The sequence below is a fragment of the Corynebacterium variabile genome (assembly GCF_006539825.1).
GTDB classification, from domain to species: Bacteria; Actinomycetota; Actinomycetes; order Mycobacteriales; family Mycobacteriaceae; genus Corynebacterium; species Corynebacterium variabile.
In genome coordinates, this window is the sequence record NZ_BJNT01000001.1 from 12299 (window position 1) to 29677 (window position 17379).

Genomic DNA, 17379 nt, shown 5'->3' on the forward strand with positions numbered 1-17379 from the left:
GGGTGTCTCACAAGATGAATACGGGGTGGATCAGAGCTTGGCGGGGTACATGGCCTTCGGGCCACGGCTCACCGCAGTGAGGCTGGACTCGACCAGCTCACGGATACCGTAGGGTTCGAGAACCTCCAGCATCGCCTGCAGCTTGGTCGGGGTACCGGTGGCCTCGATGACGAGGGACTCCGGTCCGACGTCCACGACGTGGGCGCGGAAGAGCTTGGCCGCCTCGACGACCTGGGTGCGGTTGGAGTTGTCCGCGCTGACCTTGACCAGCATGAGGCCGCGGCAGACGATGCTCTCCGGGTCGTGACGGGACACCTTGATCACCGGGATCAGCTTGTTCAGCTGCTTGGTGATCTGCTCGATGACGTGGTCCTCGCCCTCCACCTGGATGGTGAAGCGGTTGACACCGTCGACCTCGGTGCGCCCCGAAGCGATGGAGATGATGCTGAAGGCCCGTCGGGTGAACATTCCCGTGATACGGGACGCGATACCGTCGACGTCCTCACACAGCACGCTGAGAGTGTGGATCTGCGACATTAGTTCTGCTCCCCTTCCTGGATGGTGGAGTGGATGGCCTCCGGCGTTTCGGCGGCGGAGTTCTCGTCGTCGAACAGCGGGCGGAGATCGCGGGCGTACTGGACCTCGTCATTGGAGGATCCGGCGGCGATCATCGGCCACACCTGGGCGTCCTCGCCGACGATGAAGTCGATGACGACCGGGCGGTCGTTGATCTCGCGCGCCTGGCGGATGACGTCGGCGACATCGTCCTTCTCGGTGACGCGGAAAGCGGCACACCCCATGGACTCGGCCAGACCCACGAAGTCGGGGAGGTAGTTCTCGCCCGGCTTGAGGTTGGTGTTCGAGTAGTGCTTGTCGAAGAACAGGGTCTGCCACTGGCGGACCATGCCCAGGTTGCCGTTGTTGATCAGCGCGACCTTGATCGGCAGCCCCTCGACGGCACAGGTGACCAGCTCCTGGTTGGTCATCTGGAAGCAGCCGTCACCGTCGATGGCCCAGACCTCGGTGTCCGGGCAGGCGGCCTTGGCACCCATGGCGGCGGGGATCGAGTACCCCATGGTGCCGAGTCCGCCGGAGTTCAGCCAGGTACGCGGTTTCTCGTAGTCGACGAACTGGGCGGCCCACATCTGGTGCTGACCGACGCCGGCGACGTAGATGGCGTCCGGACCGGCCTGCTGGGACAGGGACTCCAGGACGAACTGCGGGGCGAGCTTGCCGTCCGCCGGCCACTCGTAGCCGCGCGGGAAGTCGTTCTTCAGACCGTCGAGGTAGCTGCGCCAGTCGGTGAGCTTCGGGGACGGAAGCGACGCCATCGCGTCGGTCAGGGCGACGAGAACCTCGCGGGCGTCACCGACGATCGGCACCTGGGCCTCGCGGATCTTGCCGATCTCGGCGGGGTCGATGTCGGCATGGATGACCTTGGCATTCGGGGCGAAGGAGTCCACGTCACCGGTGACGCGGTCGTCGAACCGGGCGCCCAGGGCCAGGATAAGGTCTGACCTCTGCAGGGCCCCGACGGCGGGGACGGTGCCGTGCATGCCCGGCATGCCGAGGAACTGCGGGTGGGACTCCGGGAAGGTGCCCAGCGCCATCAGCGTGGTGGTCACCGGGATGCCGGTTGCCTCCGCGAAGGCGAGGAGAGCCTCGGAAGCCTCCGCCTTGAGGACGCCGCCACCGGCGTAGATGACCGGACGCTTCGCCTCGGACAGCAGGCGGGCAGCCTCGTCGATCTGACGGGAGTGCGGTGTGGTGACCGGGTGGTAGCCGGGCAGGCGGTAGCTCGGCGGCCAGATGAAGTCGAGCTCCGCGTTCTGGACGTCCTTCGGGATGTCGACGAGCACGGCACCGGGGCGTCCGGTGCTGGCGACATGGAAGGCCTCCGCGATGGCCGCGGGGATGTCCTCAGGGCGGGTCACCATGAAGCTGTGCTTGGTGATCGGCATCGTGATGCCGCGGATGTCGGCCTCCTGGAAGCCGTCGGTGCCCAGCAGATGGGTACCGACCTGGCCGGTGATGGCGACAACCGGGACGGAGTCCATGTTGGCGTCGGCCAGCGGAGTCACCAGGTTCGTCGCACCGGGGCCGGAGGTGGCGATGCACACGCCGACCCGGCCGTTGGCCTGGGCGTAGCCGGTGGCTGCGTGGCCGGCCCCCTGCTCGTGGCGGACGAGGATGTGGTTGAGTTTCTCCGACCCGTAGATCGCGTCGTACAGCGGCAGGACAGCACCGCCGGGAAGTCCGAAGACCACGTCCGCTCCAAGCTCTTCGAGCGATCGGACGACAGCCTGGGCGCCGTTGATGCGCTCGGGCCGACGGCCGCGCCCGGTGGCGGCGACAGTAGCGGGACTGGGGTGTGAGCGTGAGGTGTCGGTCACAGTCCGTGCACTCCTTTTCGGGTCATGAGTCGTGGAAGTCAGATGCTCCGAAACTGACTGACGCCCCCTGACCCGGCGTGTCGTACGCCGGGCGGGGGCGCCAGAGTGTTCCGCGAAATTACCGCAGGGCTCTAGCGCCCGGCGGATACGAGAAGTCGGAACATCGTCATGCCAGTGAGGTTACCCCACCAGACCGCTCCGGGTCAACGCGTTGGCCACATTGTTCCCACCCGCTGATACCCCTATTCCCATTCTGTGGTCGCTCTGCGGCGGCTGACGGAGACCGGAACAGGACTCTCCCAGACTCGGCGACTACGGTCGGTGCCCATGAACTGGAAGTACCTACTGCTCGATTTCTGGAGCTGGATTGTCGACCACGGACTGACGCTCGCGGCGGCGATCATCGTCGGTATCCTCATCCCCCGCATCGGTCGCCTCATCGTCCGCATCGTCACCGAGCGGAAGACCCGGGGTGAGGAGCAGACCAAGAGCCAGCTCGCGCTGGTGGGTGCACTGGTCTACATCCTCGAGGTCGTCGCCTACTTCTTCGTCATCTACACGGTGCTGACCAATCTGGGCGTCTCGACGGTCGGGGCGGCGGTCCCCGCCACCGTGGTCTCCGCCGCCATCGGTTTCGGTGCCCAGACAGTCATCGGGGACTTCCTCTCCGGTTTCTTCATCATCTCCGAACACCAGTACGGCGTCGGCGACACCGTCTCCTTCGACGGGGTCAGCGAGCAGGTCATGGGCACCGTCGTCCGGCTGACCCTGCGTTCCACCCAGATCCGCACCGTCAACGGCGAGCTGATCACCGTGCCGAACAGCCAGGCCAGCGTGACCATCAACTACTCACAGCAGTGGTCGTCCGCGGTAGTCGACCTGGATATCCCGATGACCGACGACGACACCATGACAACACTGTCCGACACGGTCGCAATCGTCTCTGAGCGGGCGATCGACACGGCCGGCGTCCGCGAGGACATCCTCGGAGAGGTCACGGTCATGCCGGCGATGAGCATCACCGCCCCCACTGCCGCAGGTGTGCCGTGGAGCGTGGGCATGCGCGTCACCGTCGATGTCGCCCCCGCCACCCAGTGGAAGGTACAGCGTGCGATCCGCGCCGCCCTCATCAACGAATTCTGGGACCGTTTCCAGGCCCCCGGCGACCGTCCGACTCCCTACGCCGGTCCGCCCACCCAGGAGTTCCCGCCGACCACTCCCCCGTCAGACAAGGACGCGAAGACCTCCACGGACGCCCCGCAGGCCCGCGATCCCCGACCGGCGGACGTCACACCGGCCGGCCTCGAGGACACGGAGGGCACAGAGGACTCTGAGGGCACAGCGGAGAAGTCGACGGGCGGTCCCGGGGCCACCGACTACGACGCAGTCGCCGCCGATGTCGCCGAGAACGGGATCTGGCGCAACATCGACACGAAGTCGAAATTCGTCCGGGTGCTCAGTCTCGGCGGGCGGATCCGGCCGTCGTCGGCCGTCCTCCTCATCGCCATCATCGTGCTGGCCATCCTCGCGGTGCTGTCCACGAACCCCTCGAGCGGAAGCTCCAACATCCTCTCCCCTGACCGTTGGGCGCCGGCGACGACGACGTCGACGACTGAACCCACCACAGAGGCCCCCGCACCCCAGACCGCGGTCACCACGCCGGAGACCGGAGACGCCACCCCGACCGAACAGGACGGGACCGTCACCGACGACAGCACCCGGGGAACCGGCACGGACACCGGCACAGGCACCGCGTCCCCCACCACCACGGGCGGTCAGTCCGGCGAACAGACCGACACCACCGGTGACAGTTCCTCACAGACTGAGGAGCCGAGCAACCCGGCGTCCCTGTTCGGTTTCAACCGCTCCGGCGGTACCGACAGCGGCGACACAGCGTCCCCGACCACCTAGGCCCGGCAGCTGGCCGGATAGTCGGGAGCCGATGCAGTCGGGACCACCGCCTGCTGCTTAAATGGATGGTTATGAGTTCCACGCACGATGACAGGGAAGACGAGACCTCTCAGGACCGGCTTCCGTACCAGGTCCGGGTGGATCAGGGGCATCTGATGGCGGCGGTCGTCATGCTGGTGATGACCATCGTGGCCATCGCCTACGCGCCGTCGGTCCTGTTCTGGCTTCCCGTTCTCCCCCTGCTGTTCATCGTCTGGATCCTTCGGAGCCGTACGACTTTCTACGACAAGGGGATCACGGCCCGGTACCTCTTCCGTAAGTCGGCGTCGTTGGCATGGGAGGACTTCGACGCACTACGATTTACCCGAGGAGGCAAGGCCCTTGCCGTCCGGACCGACGGGACATCATTCCCGCTGCCGGGCGTCAGTTTCAACTCGCTGATTGACCTCAGCGAAGCGACGGAGGGCAGAATCCCCGACCCGGTGACCCCGAGTCTCACCGCCATCGACGAGTCGGTCAAGGTGGTCAACCGCGACGGCTACGCCGTGCTCATGGACAAAGACGAGTACGTCGAGTACGAGGCCGCACGGCGGACCGGCCAGATGGCCAGGGAAGAGCTTGAGCGTCGTGACGAGGCGCGACGGAAGAATGATTCCGGCTCCCAGGAAGACAACGACCCCCAGGGCCGTTGAACTGTACAACTGCATCCACTCTGTAAGGACCTGCCCACATGAACACAATCCCGTTCCGTTCCTCTGTCACCACCCAGGGACGCAACGCCTCCGGCGCCCGCTCCCTGTGGCGTGCCACGGGCATGACCGACGAGGACTTCGACAAGCCGATCATCGCGATCGCGAACTCCTACACCCAGTTCGTCCCGGGTCACGTCCACCTGAAGAACGTCGGTGACATCGTCGCCGAGGCGGTCAAGGAGGCCGGCGGAGTCGCCCGCGAGTTCAACACGATCGCCGTGGACGACGGCATCGCCATGGGCCACTCCGGCATGCTGTACTCCCTGCCGAGCCGCGAGATCATCTCCGACTCGGTCGAGTACATGGTCAACGCCCACCAGGCGGACGCCATCGTCTGTATCTCCAACTGCGACAAGATCACCCCAGGCATGCTCAACGCCGCGATGCGTCTGAACATCCCGGTGGTCTTCGTCTCCGGCGGTCCGATGGAGGCCGGCAAAGCCGTCGTCGTCGACGGTGTGGCCCACGCCCCCACCGACCTGATCACCACCATCTCCGCCTCGGCCAACGACCAGGTCACCCAGCAGGGTCTGCTCACCGTCGAGCAGGCCGCCTGCCCGACCTGCGGTTCCTGCTCCGGCATGTTCACCGCGAACTCGATGAACTGCCTCACCGAGGCCCTCGGCCTGTCGCTGCCGGGCAACGGTTCCACCCTGGCGACCCACGCCGCGCGCAAGCAGCTCTTCAGCGAGGCCGGCCGTCTCGTCGTCGACCTGTGCCGCCGCTACTACGGCGAGGGTGACACCTCCGTGCTGCCCCGCTCCATCGCGACCAAGGAGGCCTTCCAGAACGCGATGGCCCTCGACATGGCCATGGGTGGTTCCACCAACACCGTGCTGCACATCCTCGCCGCCGCCCAGGAGGGTGGCGTCGACTTCGACCTGCAGGACATCGACGACCTGTCCAAGTCCGTCCCCTGCCTGTCCAAGGTCGCCCCGAACGCCGACTACCACATGGAGGACGTCCACCGTGCCGGTGGTATCCCCCGTATCCTCGGCGAACTGTGGCGGGGCGGCAAGCTCAACGAGGGCGTCCACACCGTGCACTCCCCGTCTCTCAAGGACTGGCTGGAGCACTGGGACATTTCCGCGGAGAGCCCCGCCCAGGAGGCCGTCGACCTGTACCACGCCGCTCCCGGTGGAGTCCGCACCACCGAACCGTTCTCCACGGAGAATGTGTGGGACAGCCTGGACCTCGACGACGAGAACGGCTGCATCCACTCGGTGGAGAACGCCATCACCGCCGACGGTGGTCTGGTCATCCTGCGCGGCAACCTCTCCCCCGACGGAGCGGTGATCAAGTCCGCCGGTATCGACGAGTCCCTGTGGCACTTCTCGGGCCCGGCGCTGGTCGTCGAGTCCCAGGAGGAGGCCGTGCAGGTGATCCTCAAGAAGAAGATCAAGGCCGGCAACGTCATCATCGTCCGGTACGAGGGTCCGGCCGGTGGGCCGGGTATGCAGGAGATGCTGCACCCCACCGCCTTCCTCAAGGGCTCCGGCATGGGCAAGAAGTGCGCTCTGGTCACTGACGGCCGCTTCTCCGGCGGTTCCTCCGGCATCTCGGTGGGCCACGTCTCCCCCGAGGCGGCAGCCGGCGGTCTGATCGGTCTGGTGCGTGACGGCGACACGGTCACCATCGACGTCCACAACCGTCAGCTCAACGTGGAGATCTCCGACGAGGAGATCGCCTCCCGTCGCGCGGAGATGGAGGCCTCCGAGAACCCGTGGAAGCCGGCCACCCGCCAGCGCAAGGTCACCAAGGCCCTGCGCGCCTACGCGAAGATGGCCGCCAGTGCCGACAAGGGTGCTGTCCGCGTCGTCGAGGATTAGTTTTCCCGCGTCATCACGGCCGACGCTGCTGACGAGGCCCGGTAGGTTCACACCTGCCGGGCCTTCGCGCGTCCCGGGGCCGCCGCTCAGAACGTGCCCGGGTATGCCCCACCGTCGAGCAGCAGGTTCTGGCCGGTGATGTAGGACGCCTGCTCCGAGCACAGGTACGCGCAGGCCGCCCCGAACTCGGCCGGGTCCCCGTAGCGTCCGGCCGGTATACCCTCCGGTACCGGCAGCTCCTCACCCGGCGCGACCCCGGCGGTCTCCCGGATCCGGTCGGTGGCGAACTTTCCCGGCAGCAGGTTGTTCAGCGTCACGTTCGCCGAGGCCAGCTGCGGTTGACGGGCGACACCTGCGACGAAGCCCGTCAGCCCGGAGCGCGCACCGTTGGACAGGCCCAGGTTCGCGATCGGTGCCTTCACCGACCCCGAGGTGATGTTCACGACGCGTCCGAAGCCTCGGGAGGCCATGTCATCCACCGTCGCCCGGATCAGTTCCACCGCGGTGAGCATGTTCTGTCGGAGTGCACCGAGCCAGGCGTCCTCGTCCCAGTCCCGGAAGTCGCCGGGCGGCGGACCTCCGGCATTGGTGACGAGGATGTCGACCTGCGGGGCGGCGTCCAGAAGGGCGGCACGCACGGAAGGGTCCGTCACCGAGCCGACGACCTCTCGGGCCTCCACCCCGTGGCGCCGCAACTGCTCAGCCGCCTCCCCCAACGGCCCCGCAGAACGCGCATTGACCACCAGATTCACGCCCTCAGCCGCCAGCGCGTCCGCACATCCGAAGCCCAGTCCCTTACTCGACGCGCAGACCACGGCCCAGCGTCCTGCTATTCCCAGATCCATGGCGTCCACGGTACTGCCTATACTGGGCTGTCATGTCTGACCTGATCTCCGTGCACGACGCCCACCTGCGCAACCTCCGCCATGTCGATGTGGAACTTCCCCGCAATGCGCTGGTCGCGGTGACCGGGGTGTCCGGGTCAGGAAAGTCGTCGCTGGCCTTCGGCACGATCCACGGTGAAGCGCAGCGCCGCTACCTGGAATCCGTCGCCCCGTTCGCCCGCCGTCTGATCGCCGGCGCGGTGGACCCGAAGGTGGCGCGGATCGAGGGACTCCCACCGACGGTTGCTCTGGAGCAGAACCGGGCGGGCGGCGGTGCGCGGTCGACTGTGGGGACTTTCTCCACCGTGTCCAACTCCGTGCGACTGCTGTACTCCCGCTGCGGTTACTACCCCGCCGAGCTGCGCGACAGACTGGGTCGGCTGGATTCAGACCACTTCTCCCCCAACACCGCCGCCGGGATGTGCCCGACCTGCCAGGGCACGGGGACAGTCCACGCACCGACGGAACAGTCGATGGTGCCGGACCCGTCACTGTCCATCGACGAGGGGGCGATCGCCGCATGGCCCGGCGCGTGGCTGGGCAAGAACTTCCATGACATCCTCGTCACCCTCGGCTACCGCACCGACCTCCCCTGGCACGAGCTGCCGCAGACCGAGCGCGACTGGATCCTTTTCACCGACGACAAGCCGGTGGTCACGGTGCATCCGGTGCGCGGCGCCGACCAGATTCAACGCACCTACGACGGCACCTGGCGGTCGGTCTCGGTGTACCTGTGCGAGACTCTGGCCGCCACCGGATCGGAGTCGACCCGCAGGCGCGTGCTCTCCTTCATGGACCATGCGGTGTGCCCGGACTGCGGTGGACGCCGCCTCACCCCGGACGCTCTGCAAGTCACCTACCGCGGCTACCCGGTGGATGAACTCAATGCCCTCTCGCTGGAGACCTTGCGGGAACTGCTGGAACAGGGCTCCGACACCACAGAGGACACCGCCGACGCAGCGACGGAAGCCGAACGACTCCTGCTCGACCAGGTCCTGCCGACACTCACCGCCGCCGTCGACCTGGGTCTCGGGCATCTCAGCCTGGACCGACCGGCGACCACACTGTCCGCCGGTGAGATGCAGCGGCTACGACTGGCCTCCCAGCTGCACTCGGGCCTGTTCGGGGTGGTCTACGTCCTCGACGAGCCCTCGGCCGGTCTGCACCCGACCGAACGCACCGCAGTCCGTGAACTTATGGACCGTTTCCTGGACGCCGGCAACAGTGTCATCCTCGTGGAGCACGATATGGCCCTGGTCGCCGACGCCGACCATGTCATCGATGTCGGCCCGGGTGCCGGCGAGCTCGGCGGGGAGGTCCTCTGGTCAGGCCCGGTGGCGGGCCTGGCCGCGCAGGACACCCCGACCGGACGCGCACTCGCGGCATCTTTCCCCACCCTGAAGGGTGCCCCGCGACCCGCGACGGACAGCGTGCCGGTGCGTGCCACCGCGCGCACCCTCGATGTGGACGCCACCCTCGGCCTCGGCCAGTTCACCGCGGTCACAGGCATCTCCGGGTCCGGGAAGTCGACCCTGGTCTCCCAGGTCCTCCCCGGCATACTGGAGGACACTGGCCTACGTGCACTGTTGATCACCCAACAGCCCATCGGACGGACGCCGCGCTCCACGCTGGCCACCTACACCGGCCTGTTCGACCGGGTGCGCAAGCTCTTCGCGGACACCGACGAGGCGAAGCGACGCGGATGGACGGTATCCCGGTTCTCCTACAACGTCACACAGGGCCGCTGCCCCACCTGCAACGGTGAGGGGACGATCGAGGTGGAGCTGGTGTTCCTGCCCGGCAGCTACACGACCTGCCCCGACTGCCACGGTGCCCGGTACAACCCGGAGACCCTGGAGGTCACCTGGCACGGGTACACCGTAGCGGAGATCCTCGACCTCACCGTGGCCGAGGCCCGGGACGTGTTCACCGAGGAGCCGCAGATCGCCGCCGCACTTCAGGCCCTGCATGCGGTCGGTCTGGACTACCTGCGGCTGGGCCAGGGCGCCCCGGAGCTCTCCGGCGGCGAGGCTCAGCGCATCAAGCTGGCGACCGAACTGCAGCGCTCCGGAAAGACGCGACGACGCACCCCGACCGTGCACCTGCTGGACGAGCCGACGACCGGACTCCACCCGGCGGACGTGGACCTTCTGGTCACTGAACTGCACCGCCTGGTGGACGCCGGAGACTCCGTGGTGGTCGTCGAACATGACCTCCGGGTTGTCGCGCAGGCGGACCGGGTGATCGACCTGGGCCCGGGTGCAGGCGCCGACGGTGGCCGGATCATCGCCGACGGAACACCTGCCGAGGTTGCGGCAACGGACACGGCAACCGGTCGGGCGCTGGCGGCGTCCTCCGGTTAATCCAGCCCCACTGCGGCCGCCGCGTGGATCGCGTCGGTCAGCGCCTCCAGCGTGTCCGATTCCAGCCGCCACCGCTGCCAGTAGAGCGGCACTTCGAGGACATCGTCGCTGAGCCGGGCCATGGTGCCGGCGTCCACGAACGGCGTCGCAGCGGGCACGGGGACCACCGTCCAGCCCAGACCTGCGACCACGGCATCGTTGAGCCCCTCGAAACTCGGGATCCGGGAAACCCGCCGTCCCACATCCGGGATGATGCCGTGCAGGTCGAGGATGTCATCGGTCATCCGGTCATGCTCACCGATGATGAGCAGTGGCAGGTTCTTCCATCCGCCGCCGTCCTCGCTGTCCAGACGATCGGCCAGGGCCGGGGATCCGACCGGCCAGTAGCGCAGCACACCGAGTTCCTCGACCTCACAGCCAGGGACCGGATCGGCGGATGCGGTGACCACCCCCATACAGTCGCCCCGGCGCAGCATCTCCAGGGAATGCTGCTCATCCTCCACCGTCAACCGCAGAGCGATCCCGCCCTGTTCCGCGAGGGTCCGCAGCACAGGTCGGAACCAGGTACCCAGCGAGTCCGCATTGACGCCGACAGTCACCGGACGCTCGCTGATACGTCCCCGCAACCGGTCATCGGTCTCCTGTTCCAGCAGCCGGAGGCGTCGGGCCGCCTGGACAAGCACCTCCCCGGCCTCGGTCACGCCGACCGGTGAGCCACGCCGCACGACCACCCGGCCGACGTCCGATTCGAGCGCCTTGATCCTCTGGCTGACCGCCGAGGGGCTCACGCCCAGACGCGAGGCTGCGGCATCGAAACTCCCCTCATCGACGACAAGCAGCAGAGTATCGAGGTGACGTGGGATCATGAAGCTGATCTTACGTCAGTTCAGAAGTCCTTGGTTGTCTTCATCGGGGGTGGTTCCTAGGCTCATCCGGGTGATGACCGCTACCCTTGCCTCCCAGTTCCATGTCGCCCTCTCCGGACTGCTGTTCCAGCTGACCGTCATCGTCGGTATCGGGCCGCAGAATATCGTCCTGCTCAAGCAGGGTGTGCGACGCTGGGGTGTGGGCCTGGTCGTCTCCGTGTTCATCATCGGCGACATCGTGCTGCTCACCCTCGGCACCGCCGGCGTGGCGGTCGTCGTGGAGAAGATGCCGCTGCTGCTGGAGATCCTGCGCTGGGGCGGCGTGGCCTACCTGCTGTGGTTCGCCACCACCTGCCTGCGTGACGTGCGCAACCCCACCCCGATCGACACCTGCACCGAGCGTCCTTCGGTGGAGACGGTTACTGTGCACTCCCCCGACGCCGGCTCTGATTCCGCCGTGGCCACGCTCACCCGCATTCCCCTGCGCACCCGGGTGACGACCCGGATGCCGGCACTGGCCGCGCTCCCCACTGCACTGGCCGTGACCTTCCTCAACCCGGCGGCCTGGGTCGACGGCATGATCGTCTTCGGCACCATGTCCAACCAGTACGGGAGCGGCGGAAAGTGGGTCTTCACCGTCGGCGCCCTGGTCGGCTCGGTGCTCTTCTTCGTCGGGGTCGGCTACGCCGCCCGACTGCTCGCCCGGCCACTGTCGAAGGTGTCCGTCTGGCGGTGGATCAACCTCGGCATCGGCGTCCTCATGCTCGCCATGGCCGCGCGCCTGGCGACGATGGGCTGATCAGAACGGGTTTCCCCCGCCGAGGAGCACCCATGCCGCCGCGGCACCGGCGGTGCCGAAGACCGCCCACAGCCAGGCGGACGCCCTCGGGCGGGTCGCCCAACCACGGGAGACGTCCGCGCCGTAGCGGCCGGGGCCGGTGAAGATGAGCACCAGGCCGAGCAGACCCAGGATCGCCCAGATCTGGACGTCCTTGCTCATCTCGTAGGGCCAGTAGCCGGCACCGGACTGCGAGAGCTCGAACAGGGCCATGAAGCCCGCGCCGACCAGTGCGAAAGCACCGCCGACCGGCGTCGCCAGCCCCAGCAGCAGCAGCCCACCACCGACGAGCTGGACCACCGGCAGGGCGATCGCGAGAACTTCGGCCGCCGTGAAGTCGAACAGCCGGCTCTCCAGGGCATCGATCCCCGGATCACCACCGAACCCGAAGAGGGTCTGGGCACCACGCAGGATCAGCAGGACGCCGACCACGATGCGCAGGACGAGCAGTCCCAGGTCCAGGGTGCCGCGCGGGGTGGACGTCACCGCGACAGCACCGGCCCCCTGCTCCGCACCCCCGGTACCGTCGAGCGCCTCGGCGTTCACGGCGTTCTCGGCGTCAGCGCCGTCGATGTCCCCGACCTGGCGGGTGTCGTCGAAGACGGAGGTCGCGTAGTCGGGACCGTAACCGCTGGCATAGGCGTCGTCACCGGCCGGTGCGTCGGGGGGGACGGCCACCGGATCGAAGACGCGCGTCGCGGCGTCCTCGTCGTCCAGGGCGTCGGAGCTGCCCGACTCGCCGGGGCCGCCGATCACCTGTGTGGCCCCGGCGGACTCGTCCAGCGAGGACGCGAAGACGGTGGTCTCCGTGTCGTCCGCCTCAGGCTCCGGTTCGGGTTCAGGTTCCGGTTCAGGAGCCTTGGGCACGATCTTCTGTGGACGGGCGCGCCCGGTGACGTCGTAGATGTCGCGGGCGGGACGCGGGGCTTCCGGGACATCGGTCTCCGGGGCATCTGGCACGTCGATGCCCCCGAGGTCGTCCACGGTCTCGAAATCAGGGTCGGGGTCGGGTCGGCGGGGGTTCTTCGTCTCATCAGTCACATCCCCACCATAAACACCGAATCCCCGCCACAGCGGTAGACACGACCGGCCCACCCGGGGATTCGGCCTAGTCTGGGGAGGAACGGAACAACTACCGAGGAGGACGCAGTGGGATACGTCGAGGCCGGCGGCTACGACCGGGACATGAACTACATCGACGACCGGGTCGTGGAACACCCTGAGGGCGACCGGGAGTGGCCGGTCGAGGCCGGGCGCTACCGGCTCGTCGGCTCCCGGGCCTGCCCCTGGGCCCACCGCGCGATCATCACCCGTCGGCTCGTCGGGCTGGATGTCGGACCGGACGCCGGCCCAGGCGGTACCGGTCCGGCCCCGCTGTCGCAGGGGCTGTGCGGTCCCACCCACGACTGGAAGTCCTGGACCTTCGACCTCGACGTGGACTCGGTGGATCCGGTACTCGGCGTCGGCCGACTGCGGGACTGCTACCTGCACCGGTACGCGGACTACCCGAAGGGGATCACCGTCCCCGCTCTGGTGGAGGTCAACTCGAAGGCCGTGGTGACCAATGACTTCCGCTCCATGGTCACTGACCTCGCCACACAGTGGGCCCCGCTGCACCGGTCCGGCGCCCCGGACCTCTACCCCGCTGAGCTCCGTGAAGAGATCGACGCGATGGTGGACCTCAACTTCCGCACCGTGAACAACGGGGTGTACCGCTGCGGGTTCGCCGGAGACCAGGCGTCCTACGAGGACGCCTTCGCCGTACTCTTCGCCCGGCTCGATGAGCTCGAGGAGCGCCTGGCCACCCGCCGGTACCTCGTCGGTGAGCACCTGACGCTCGCGGATGTCTACCTCTTCGTCACACTGGTGCGTTTCGACCATGTCTACCACGGGCACTTCAAGTGCAACCGGAACAGGATCGCCGAGATGCCGAACCTCTGGGGCTACCTGCGCGACCTCTTCCAGACCCCTGGTATCGGAGACACCGTCAACCTCGACCACATCAAGCAGCACTACTACCGGGTGCACACCGACATCAACCCCACCGGCGTGGTCGCGGTCGGGCCGGATCCGGCGGCGTTCTACACCCCGCACGACCGGGAGCGTCTCGGGGGCACGCCGTTCTGGAATGCGGCCGGGAACGCAGAAGCTCCGGCCGCGCCGCGTCCGGAAGATATCCGGGACGGCGACGAGGCCGGAGCTTTCGCCTGAGCGGTCCTGTTGAGAGGGCCGGTTACAGGGCGGAGGTGATCTTCTCGACGGAATCCTTGGCGTCGCCGAGGAGCATGTCGGTGTTCTCGTTGAAGAACAGCGGGTTCTGGACGCCGGCGTAACCGGCACCCATGGAGCGCTTGAACACGACGACGCGCTTGGCTTCCCACACCTTGAGCACGGGCATGCCGGCGAGCGGCGAGCCGGGCTCTTCGGCGATGGGGTTGACCGTGTCATTCGCGCCGATGACGAGCACCACGTCGATGTCGGCGAAGTCGTCGTTGACCTCGTCCATCTCGTGCACGATGTCGTAGGGCACCTTGGCCTCGGCCAGGAGCACGTTCATGTGACCGGGCAGACGGCCGGCGACCGGGTGGATGCCGAAGGTGACGTCGACACCCTTTTCGCGGAGCTTGGAGACCATTGCGGCCACCGGGTACTGGGCCTGGGCCACGGCCATGCCGTAGCCCGGGGTGATCATCACGGACTTGGCGCCCTTCAGCAGCTCGGCGGTCTCCTCGGCGGTGATCTCGGTGTGCGTGCCGTAGTCACGGTCGTCACTGGAGGACGCCTCGGTGCCGAAGCCACCCAGGATGACGGAGATGAACGAACGGTTCATCGCCTTGCACATGATGTAGGACAGGTAGGCACCGGAGGAACCGACCAGTGCGCCGGTGATGATGAGCAGCGGGTTTGCCAGCATGAAACCGGCCGCTGCGGCGGCCCAACCGGAGTAGGAGTTCAGCATGGACACGACGACCGGCATGTCACCGCCACCGATGGCGGCGACGAGGTGCAGACCCAGCAGCAGGGCCAGGACGATCATGATGCCGAGGATCGTCCATGCGACAGCCTTGTTGTCGGCCTCTTCGGTACCGGTGAGGATGAAGAAGACCATGCCGACGACGGAGAGGACGATGATCGCCAGGTTCAGCAGGTTACGACCCGGGAGGGTGAGCGGGGCACCCTTCATACGGGCAGAGAGCTTCAGGTAGGCGATGATCGAGCCGGTGAAGGTGACGGCACCGATGAAGATGCCGAGGTAGACCTCACCGAGGTGGAACTTCTCGTAGCCGGCCTCGGAGGTGTGCTCGGCGTGGATGAAGGAGTTGACACCGATGAGCACAGCGGCCGCACCTACGAAGCAGTGCAGCATCGCGATGAGCTCGGGCATGCCGGTCATCTCGACCTTGCTGGCACGGGCGATACCGATGACGGCACCGATGAGCATGGCGACCGCGACGAGGAGGATGGTGACCCAGGCGTCGTTGTAGTTCTCGGGGTCCGCGTGGGACTGGACGGCAGCCTTGAAGACCGTGGCCACCAGAGCGATGGTCATACCGGCGATGCCGAAGGTGTTGCCCCGAGAGGCGGACTGCTGCTTGGACAGACCGGCGAGAGCCAGGATGAACAGCAGGGCCGCGACGAGGTAGGCGAGAGTGGAGATCCGGTCGGTCCAGTCCAGGAGATCCTGGGACACATCCGGGTTGGTGACCTCAGTGGCGAGGATGAAGGAATTCATCAGTTACCTCCCTGGAACATGGCGAGCATGCGTCGGGTGACGGCGAAGCCGCCGAAGATGTTGATCGAGGCGATAACGACCGCGATGAACGCCAGGACCGCGATCGCCGCATTCGACGATCCGACCTGGAGCACGGCACCGACCAGGATGATGCCGGAGATCGCGTTGGTCTCACTCATCAGCGGTGTGTGCAGGGAGTGCGAGACCGCGGTGATGACATAGAAGCCGACCACGACGGCGAGCATGAGGATCATGTAGTTCGTGGTCACCGACAGCGGGCTGGCGAGCACGAGTGCCACACCGAGCGCACCGGCGACGATCTTCCACCACAGACCGGAACCCTTCGGCTCCTCTTCTTCGGCCTCGGCGGCAGCAGTGGCAGCAGCCGGAGCGGGCGCCGGTGCGGCGGAGACCTTCACGGGCGGCGGCGGCCACAGGATGTCGGACGCCGACCCGGTGGCGGACGCCTGGGTGACCGTGATGCCACGGACGATCTCGTCGTCCATGTCCAGGACCAGCCGGCCGTCCTTGCCCGGGGTGACGAGCTTGAACAGGTTGACGATGTTCTGGCCGTAGAGCTGGGAGGACTGCGCAGGAAGGCGTCCTGCCAGGTCGGTGTAGCCGATGATCTTCACACCGTTGTCGGTCTCGGTCACCTCACCGGGGACGGTGAGTTCACAGTTACCGCCGTTGGCGGCGGCCATGTCGACGATGACCGAACCGGGGGTCATCGCGGCGACGTCGGCCGCGGTGAGCAGCACCGGGGACTTGCGACCCGGGATGTTAGCGGTGGTGATGACGATATCGGCCCGGGCGGCCTGCTCGGCGTAGAGTTTCGCGGCGGCGGCAGCCTGGTCCTGCGTCATCTCCTTGGCGTAGCCGTCGTCGGACTTCTCCGAGGCGGTCGGGATGGCGACGAACTCGGCGCCCATCGACTCGACCTGCTCGGCGGTCTCCGGACGGAGGTCGGTGGCCTTGACGACCGCACCCATGGAGTTGGCGGTACCGATGGCGGCGAGGCCTGCCACACCGGTGCCGATGACGTACACGGTGGCGGGCGGAACCTTACCGGCGGCGGTGACCTGACCGGTGAACAGTCGACCGAAGGTGTTGGCGGCCTCGATGACCGCACGGTAACCGGCGACGTTGGCCTGGGAGCTGAGCACGTCCATGGCCTGCGCACGACTGATGCGCGGGACGGTGTCCATCGCCATGGCCGTGAGGTTCTTCGCCGCGAGATCGGCGACCAGCTCGTCGTTGCGCCCGGGGGCGAGGCGGGCGATCAGCGTGGCCTGCGGCTTCATGGCCGCACGCTGCTCGGCGGAGGGGGTGTCGAGCGTGGTGATGATGTCGGCCGTGGACCAGACGTCATCGCCGACGATCCGCGCACCGGCGGACTCGTACTGGCTGTCGGGGTGGTTTGCCTGGTCGCCGGCACCGGACTGGACAGCAACGTCGTAGCCCAGCTTGATGAGCTTGCCGACGGTGTCCGGGGTGGCAGCGACCAGTGTCTGTGGTTCCCTGGGGATACCAATGAGCAACGGAGGGCTCCTCGAAGAGCGGGGTCGGTCGCCGGGCTTCCAGGTTCACAGGCACACGGATGGGTGGCCGGGGCGCCGGAAGCTCGCAACGGACCGGTCGTAAAATGGGTCACGTCTGTAAACGTCTCATTAAGTATGCAGTCTCATGCGACGTACGTCACCGGTTTTCCGTTAAGTACCCTGACACCTCCGTAAGTTCACCCCCACATCACCCCCGAAGCGGGTGAAAAACGCCGAAACCCCCGCAGGATTGTTATTTCTTCAAGAAA

At 67.1% G+C, this 17379-nt stretch carries 13 protein-coding genes; 6 read left to right on the plus strand and 7 right to left on the minus strand.

Annotation, left to right across the window (positions count from 1 at the left end; translation table 11 throughout):
• Positions 1–30: 30 nt before the first annotated feature.
• Positions 31–537 (minus strand): acetolactate synthase small subunit, encoded by a 507-nt coding sequence (ilvN, locus tag CVA01_RS00060; RefSeq protein ID WP_014010297.1) that lies wholly within the window; start codon positions 535–537, stop codon positions 31–33.
• Positions 537–2393, minus strand: coding sequence for an acetolactate synthase large subunit (locus tag CVA01_RS00065; RefSeq protein ID WP_141327676.1), 1857 nt, complete (start codon positions 2391–2393; stop codon positions 537–539). The genes ilvN and CVA01_RS00065 overlap by 1 nt, the downstream gene beginning before the upstream one ends.
• A 327-nt stretch (positions 2394–2720) precedes the next feature.
• On the opposite strand from CVA01_RS00065, the gene CVA01_RS00070 reads away from it, so the two are divergent.
• The 3 genes from CVA01_RS00070 to ilvD all read left to right on the plus strand — a co-directional run bounded on the left by CVA01_RS00070 (position 2721) and on the right by ilvD (position 6885).
• Positions 2721–4304, plus strand: coding sequence for a mechanosensitive ion channel family protein (locus CVA01_RS00070; RefSeq protein ID WP_141327678.1), 1584 nt, complete (start codon positions 2721–2723; stop codon positions 4302–4304).
• A 71-nt stretch (positions 4305–4375) separates the two neighbouring features.
• Positions 4376–4996, plus strand: coding sequence for a PH domain-containing protein (locus tag CVA01_RS00075; RefSeq protein ID WP_041630067.1), 621 nt, complete (start codon positions 4376–4378; stop codon positions 4994–4996).
• Between the two features lie 38 nt (positions 4997–5034).
• Positions 5035–6885 carry a dihydroxy-acid dehydratase gene (gene ilvD / locus CVA01_RS00080; protein WP_014010301.1) on the plus strand — a complete coding sequence of 617 codons (1851 nt, stop codon included), beginning with the start codon at positions 5035–5037 and terminating at the stop codon, positions 6883–6885.
• 86 nt (positions 6886–6971) lie between these two features.
• Here ilvD and CVA01_RS00085 read toward each other — a convergent pair whose 3' ends face one another.
• Positions 6972–7730 carry an SDR family oxidoreductase gene (locus CVA01_RS00085; RefSeq protein ID WP_141327680.1) on the minus strand — a complete coding sequence of 253 codons (759 nt, stop codon included), beginning with the start codon at positions 7728–7730 and terminating at the stop codon, positions 6972–6974.
• Between the two features lie 32 nt (positions 7731–7762).
• Here CVA01_RS00085 and CVA01_RS00090 point away from each other — a divergent pair, with 32 nt between their 5' ends.
• Positions 7763–10132, plus strand: coding sequence for an ATP-binding cassette domain-containing protein (locus CVA01_RS00090; protein ID WP_141327682.1), 2370 nt, complete (start codon positions 7763–7765; stop codon positions 10130–10132).
• Here CVA01_RS00090 and CVA01_RS00095 read toward each other — a convergent pair.
• Positions 10129–10998, minus strand: a complete 870-nt coding sequence (locus tag CVA01_RS00095; RefSeq protein WP_141327684.1) for an ArgP/LysG family DNA-binding transcriptional regulator — start codon at positions 10996–10998, stop codon at positions 10129–10131. The genes CVA01_RS00090 and CVA01_RS00095 overlap by 4 nt on opposite strands.
• 73 nt (positions 10999–11071) lie before the next feature.
• Between CVA01_RS00095 and CVA01_RS00100 the strand changes: the two genes are divergently transcribed.
• Complete coding sequence (locus CVA01_RS00100) at positions 11072–11797, plus strand: LysE/ArgO family amino acid transporter (RefSeq protein ID WP_141327686.1); 726 nt, start codon at positions 11072–11074, stop codon at positions 11795–11797.
• On the opposite strand, the gene CVA01_RS00105 is transcribed toward CVA01_RS00100, so the two are convergent.
• Positions 11798–12877 (minus strand): DoxX family membrane protein, encoded by a 1080-nt coding sequence (locus CVA01_RS00105; RefSeq protein WP_141327688.1) that lies wholly within the window; start codon positions 12875–12877, stop codon positions 11798–11800.
• 108 nt (positions 12878–12985) lie between these two features.
• On the opposite strand from CVA01_RS00105, the gene CVA01_RS00110 reads away from it, so the two are divergent.
• Positions 12986–14047 carry a glutathione S-transferase family protein gene (locus tag CVA01_RS00110; RefSeq protein ID WP_141327689.1) on the plus strand — a complete coding sequence of 354 codons (1062 nt, stop codon included), beginning with the start codon at positions 12986–12988 and terminating at the stop codon, positions 14045–14047.
• 22 nt (positions 14048–14069) lie between these two features.
• Here CVA01_RS00110 and pntB read toward each other — a convergent pair whose 3' ends face one another.
• A complete protein-coding gene (pntB, locus tag CVA01_RS00115; protein ID WP_141327691.1) occupies positions 14070–15569 on the minus strand; it encodes a Re/Si-specific NAD(P)(+) transhydrogenase subunit beta in 1500 nt (499 codons plus the stop codon).
• The gene (locus tag CVA01_RS00120) at positions 15569–17110 is read right to left on the minus strand and encodes a Re/Si-specific NAD(P)(+) transhydrogenase subunit alpha (RefSeq protein WP_141327694.1); all 1542 of its coding nucleotides are present in this window, start codon (positions 17108–17110) and stop codon (positions 15569–15571) included. The genes pntB and CVA01_RS00120 overlap by 1 nt, the downstream gene beginning before the upstream one ends.
• Between the last annotated feature and the right edge of the window lie 269 nt (positions 17111–17379).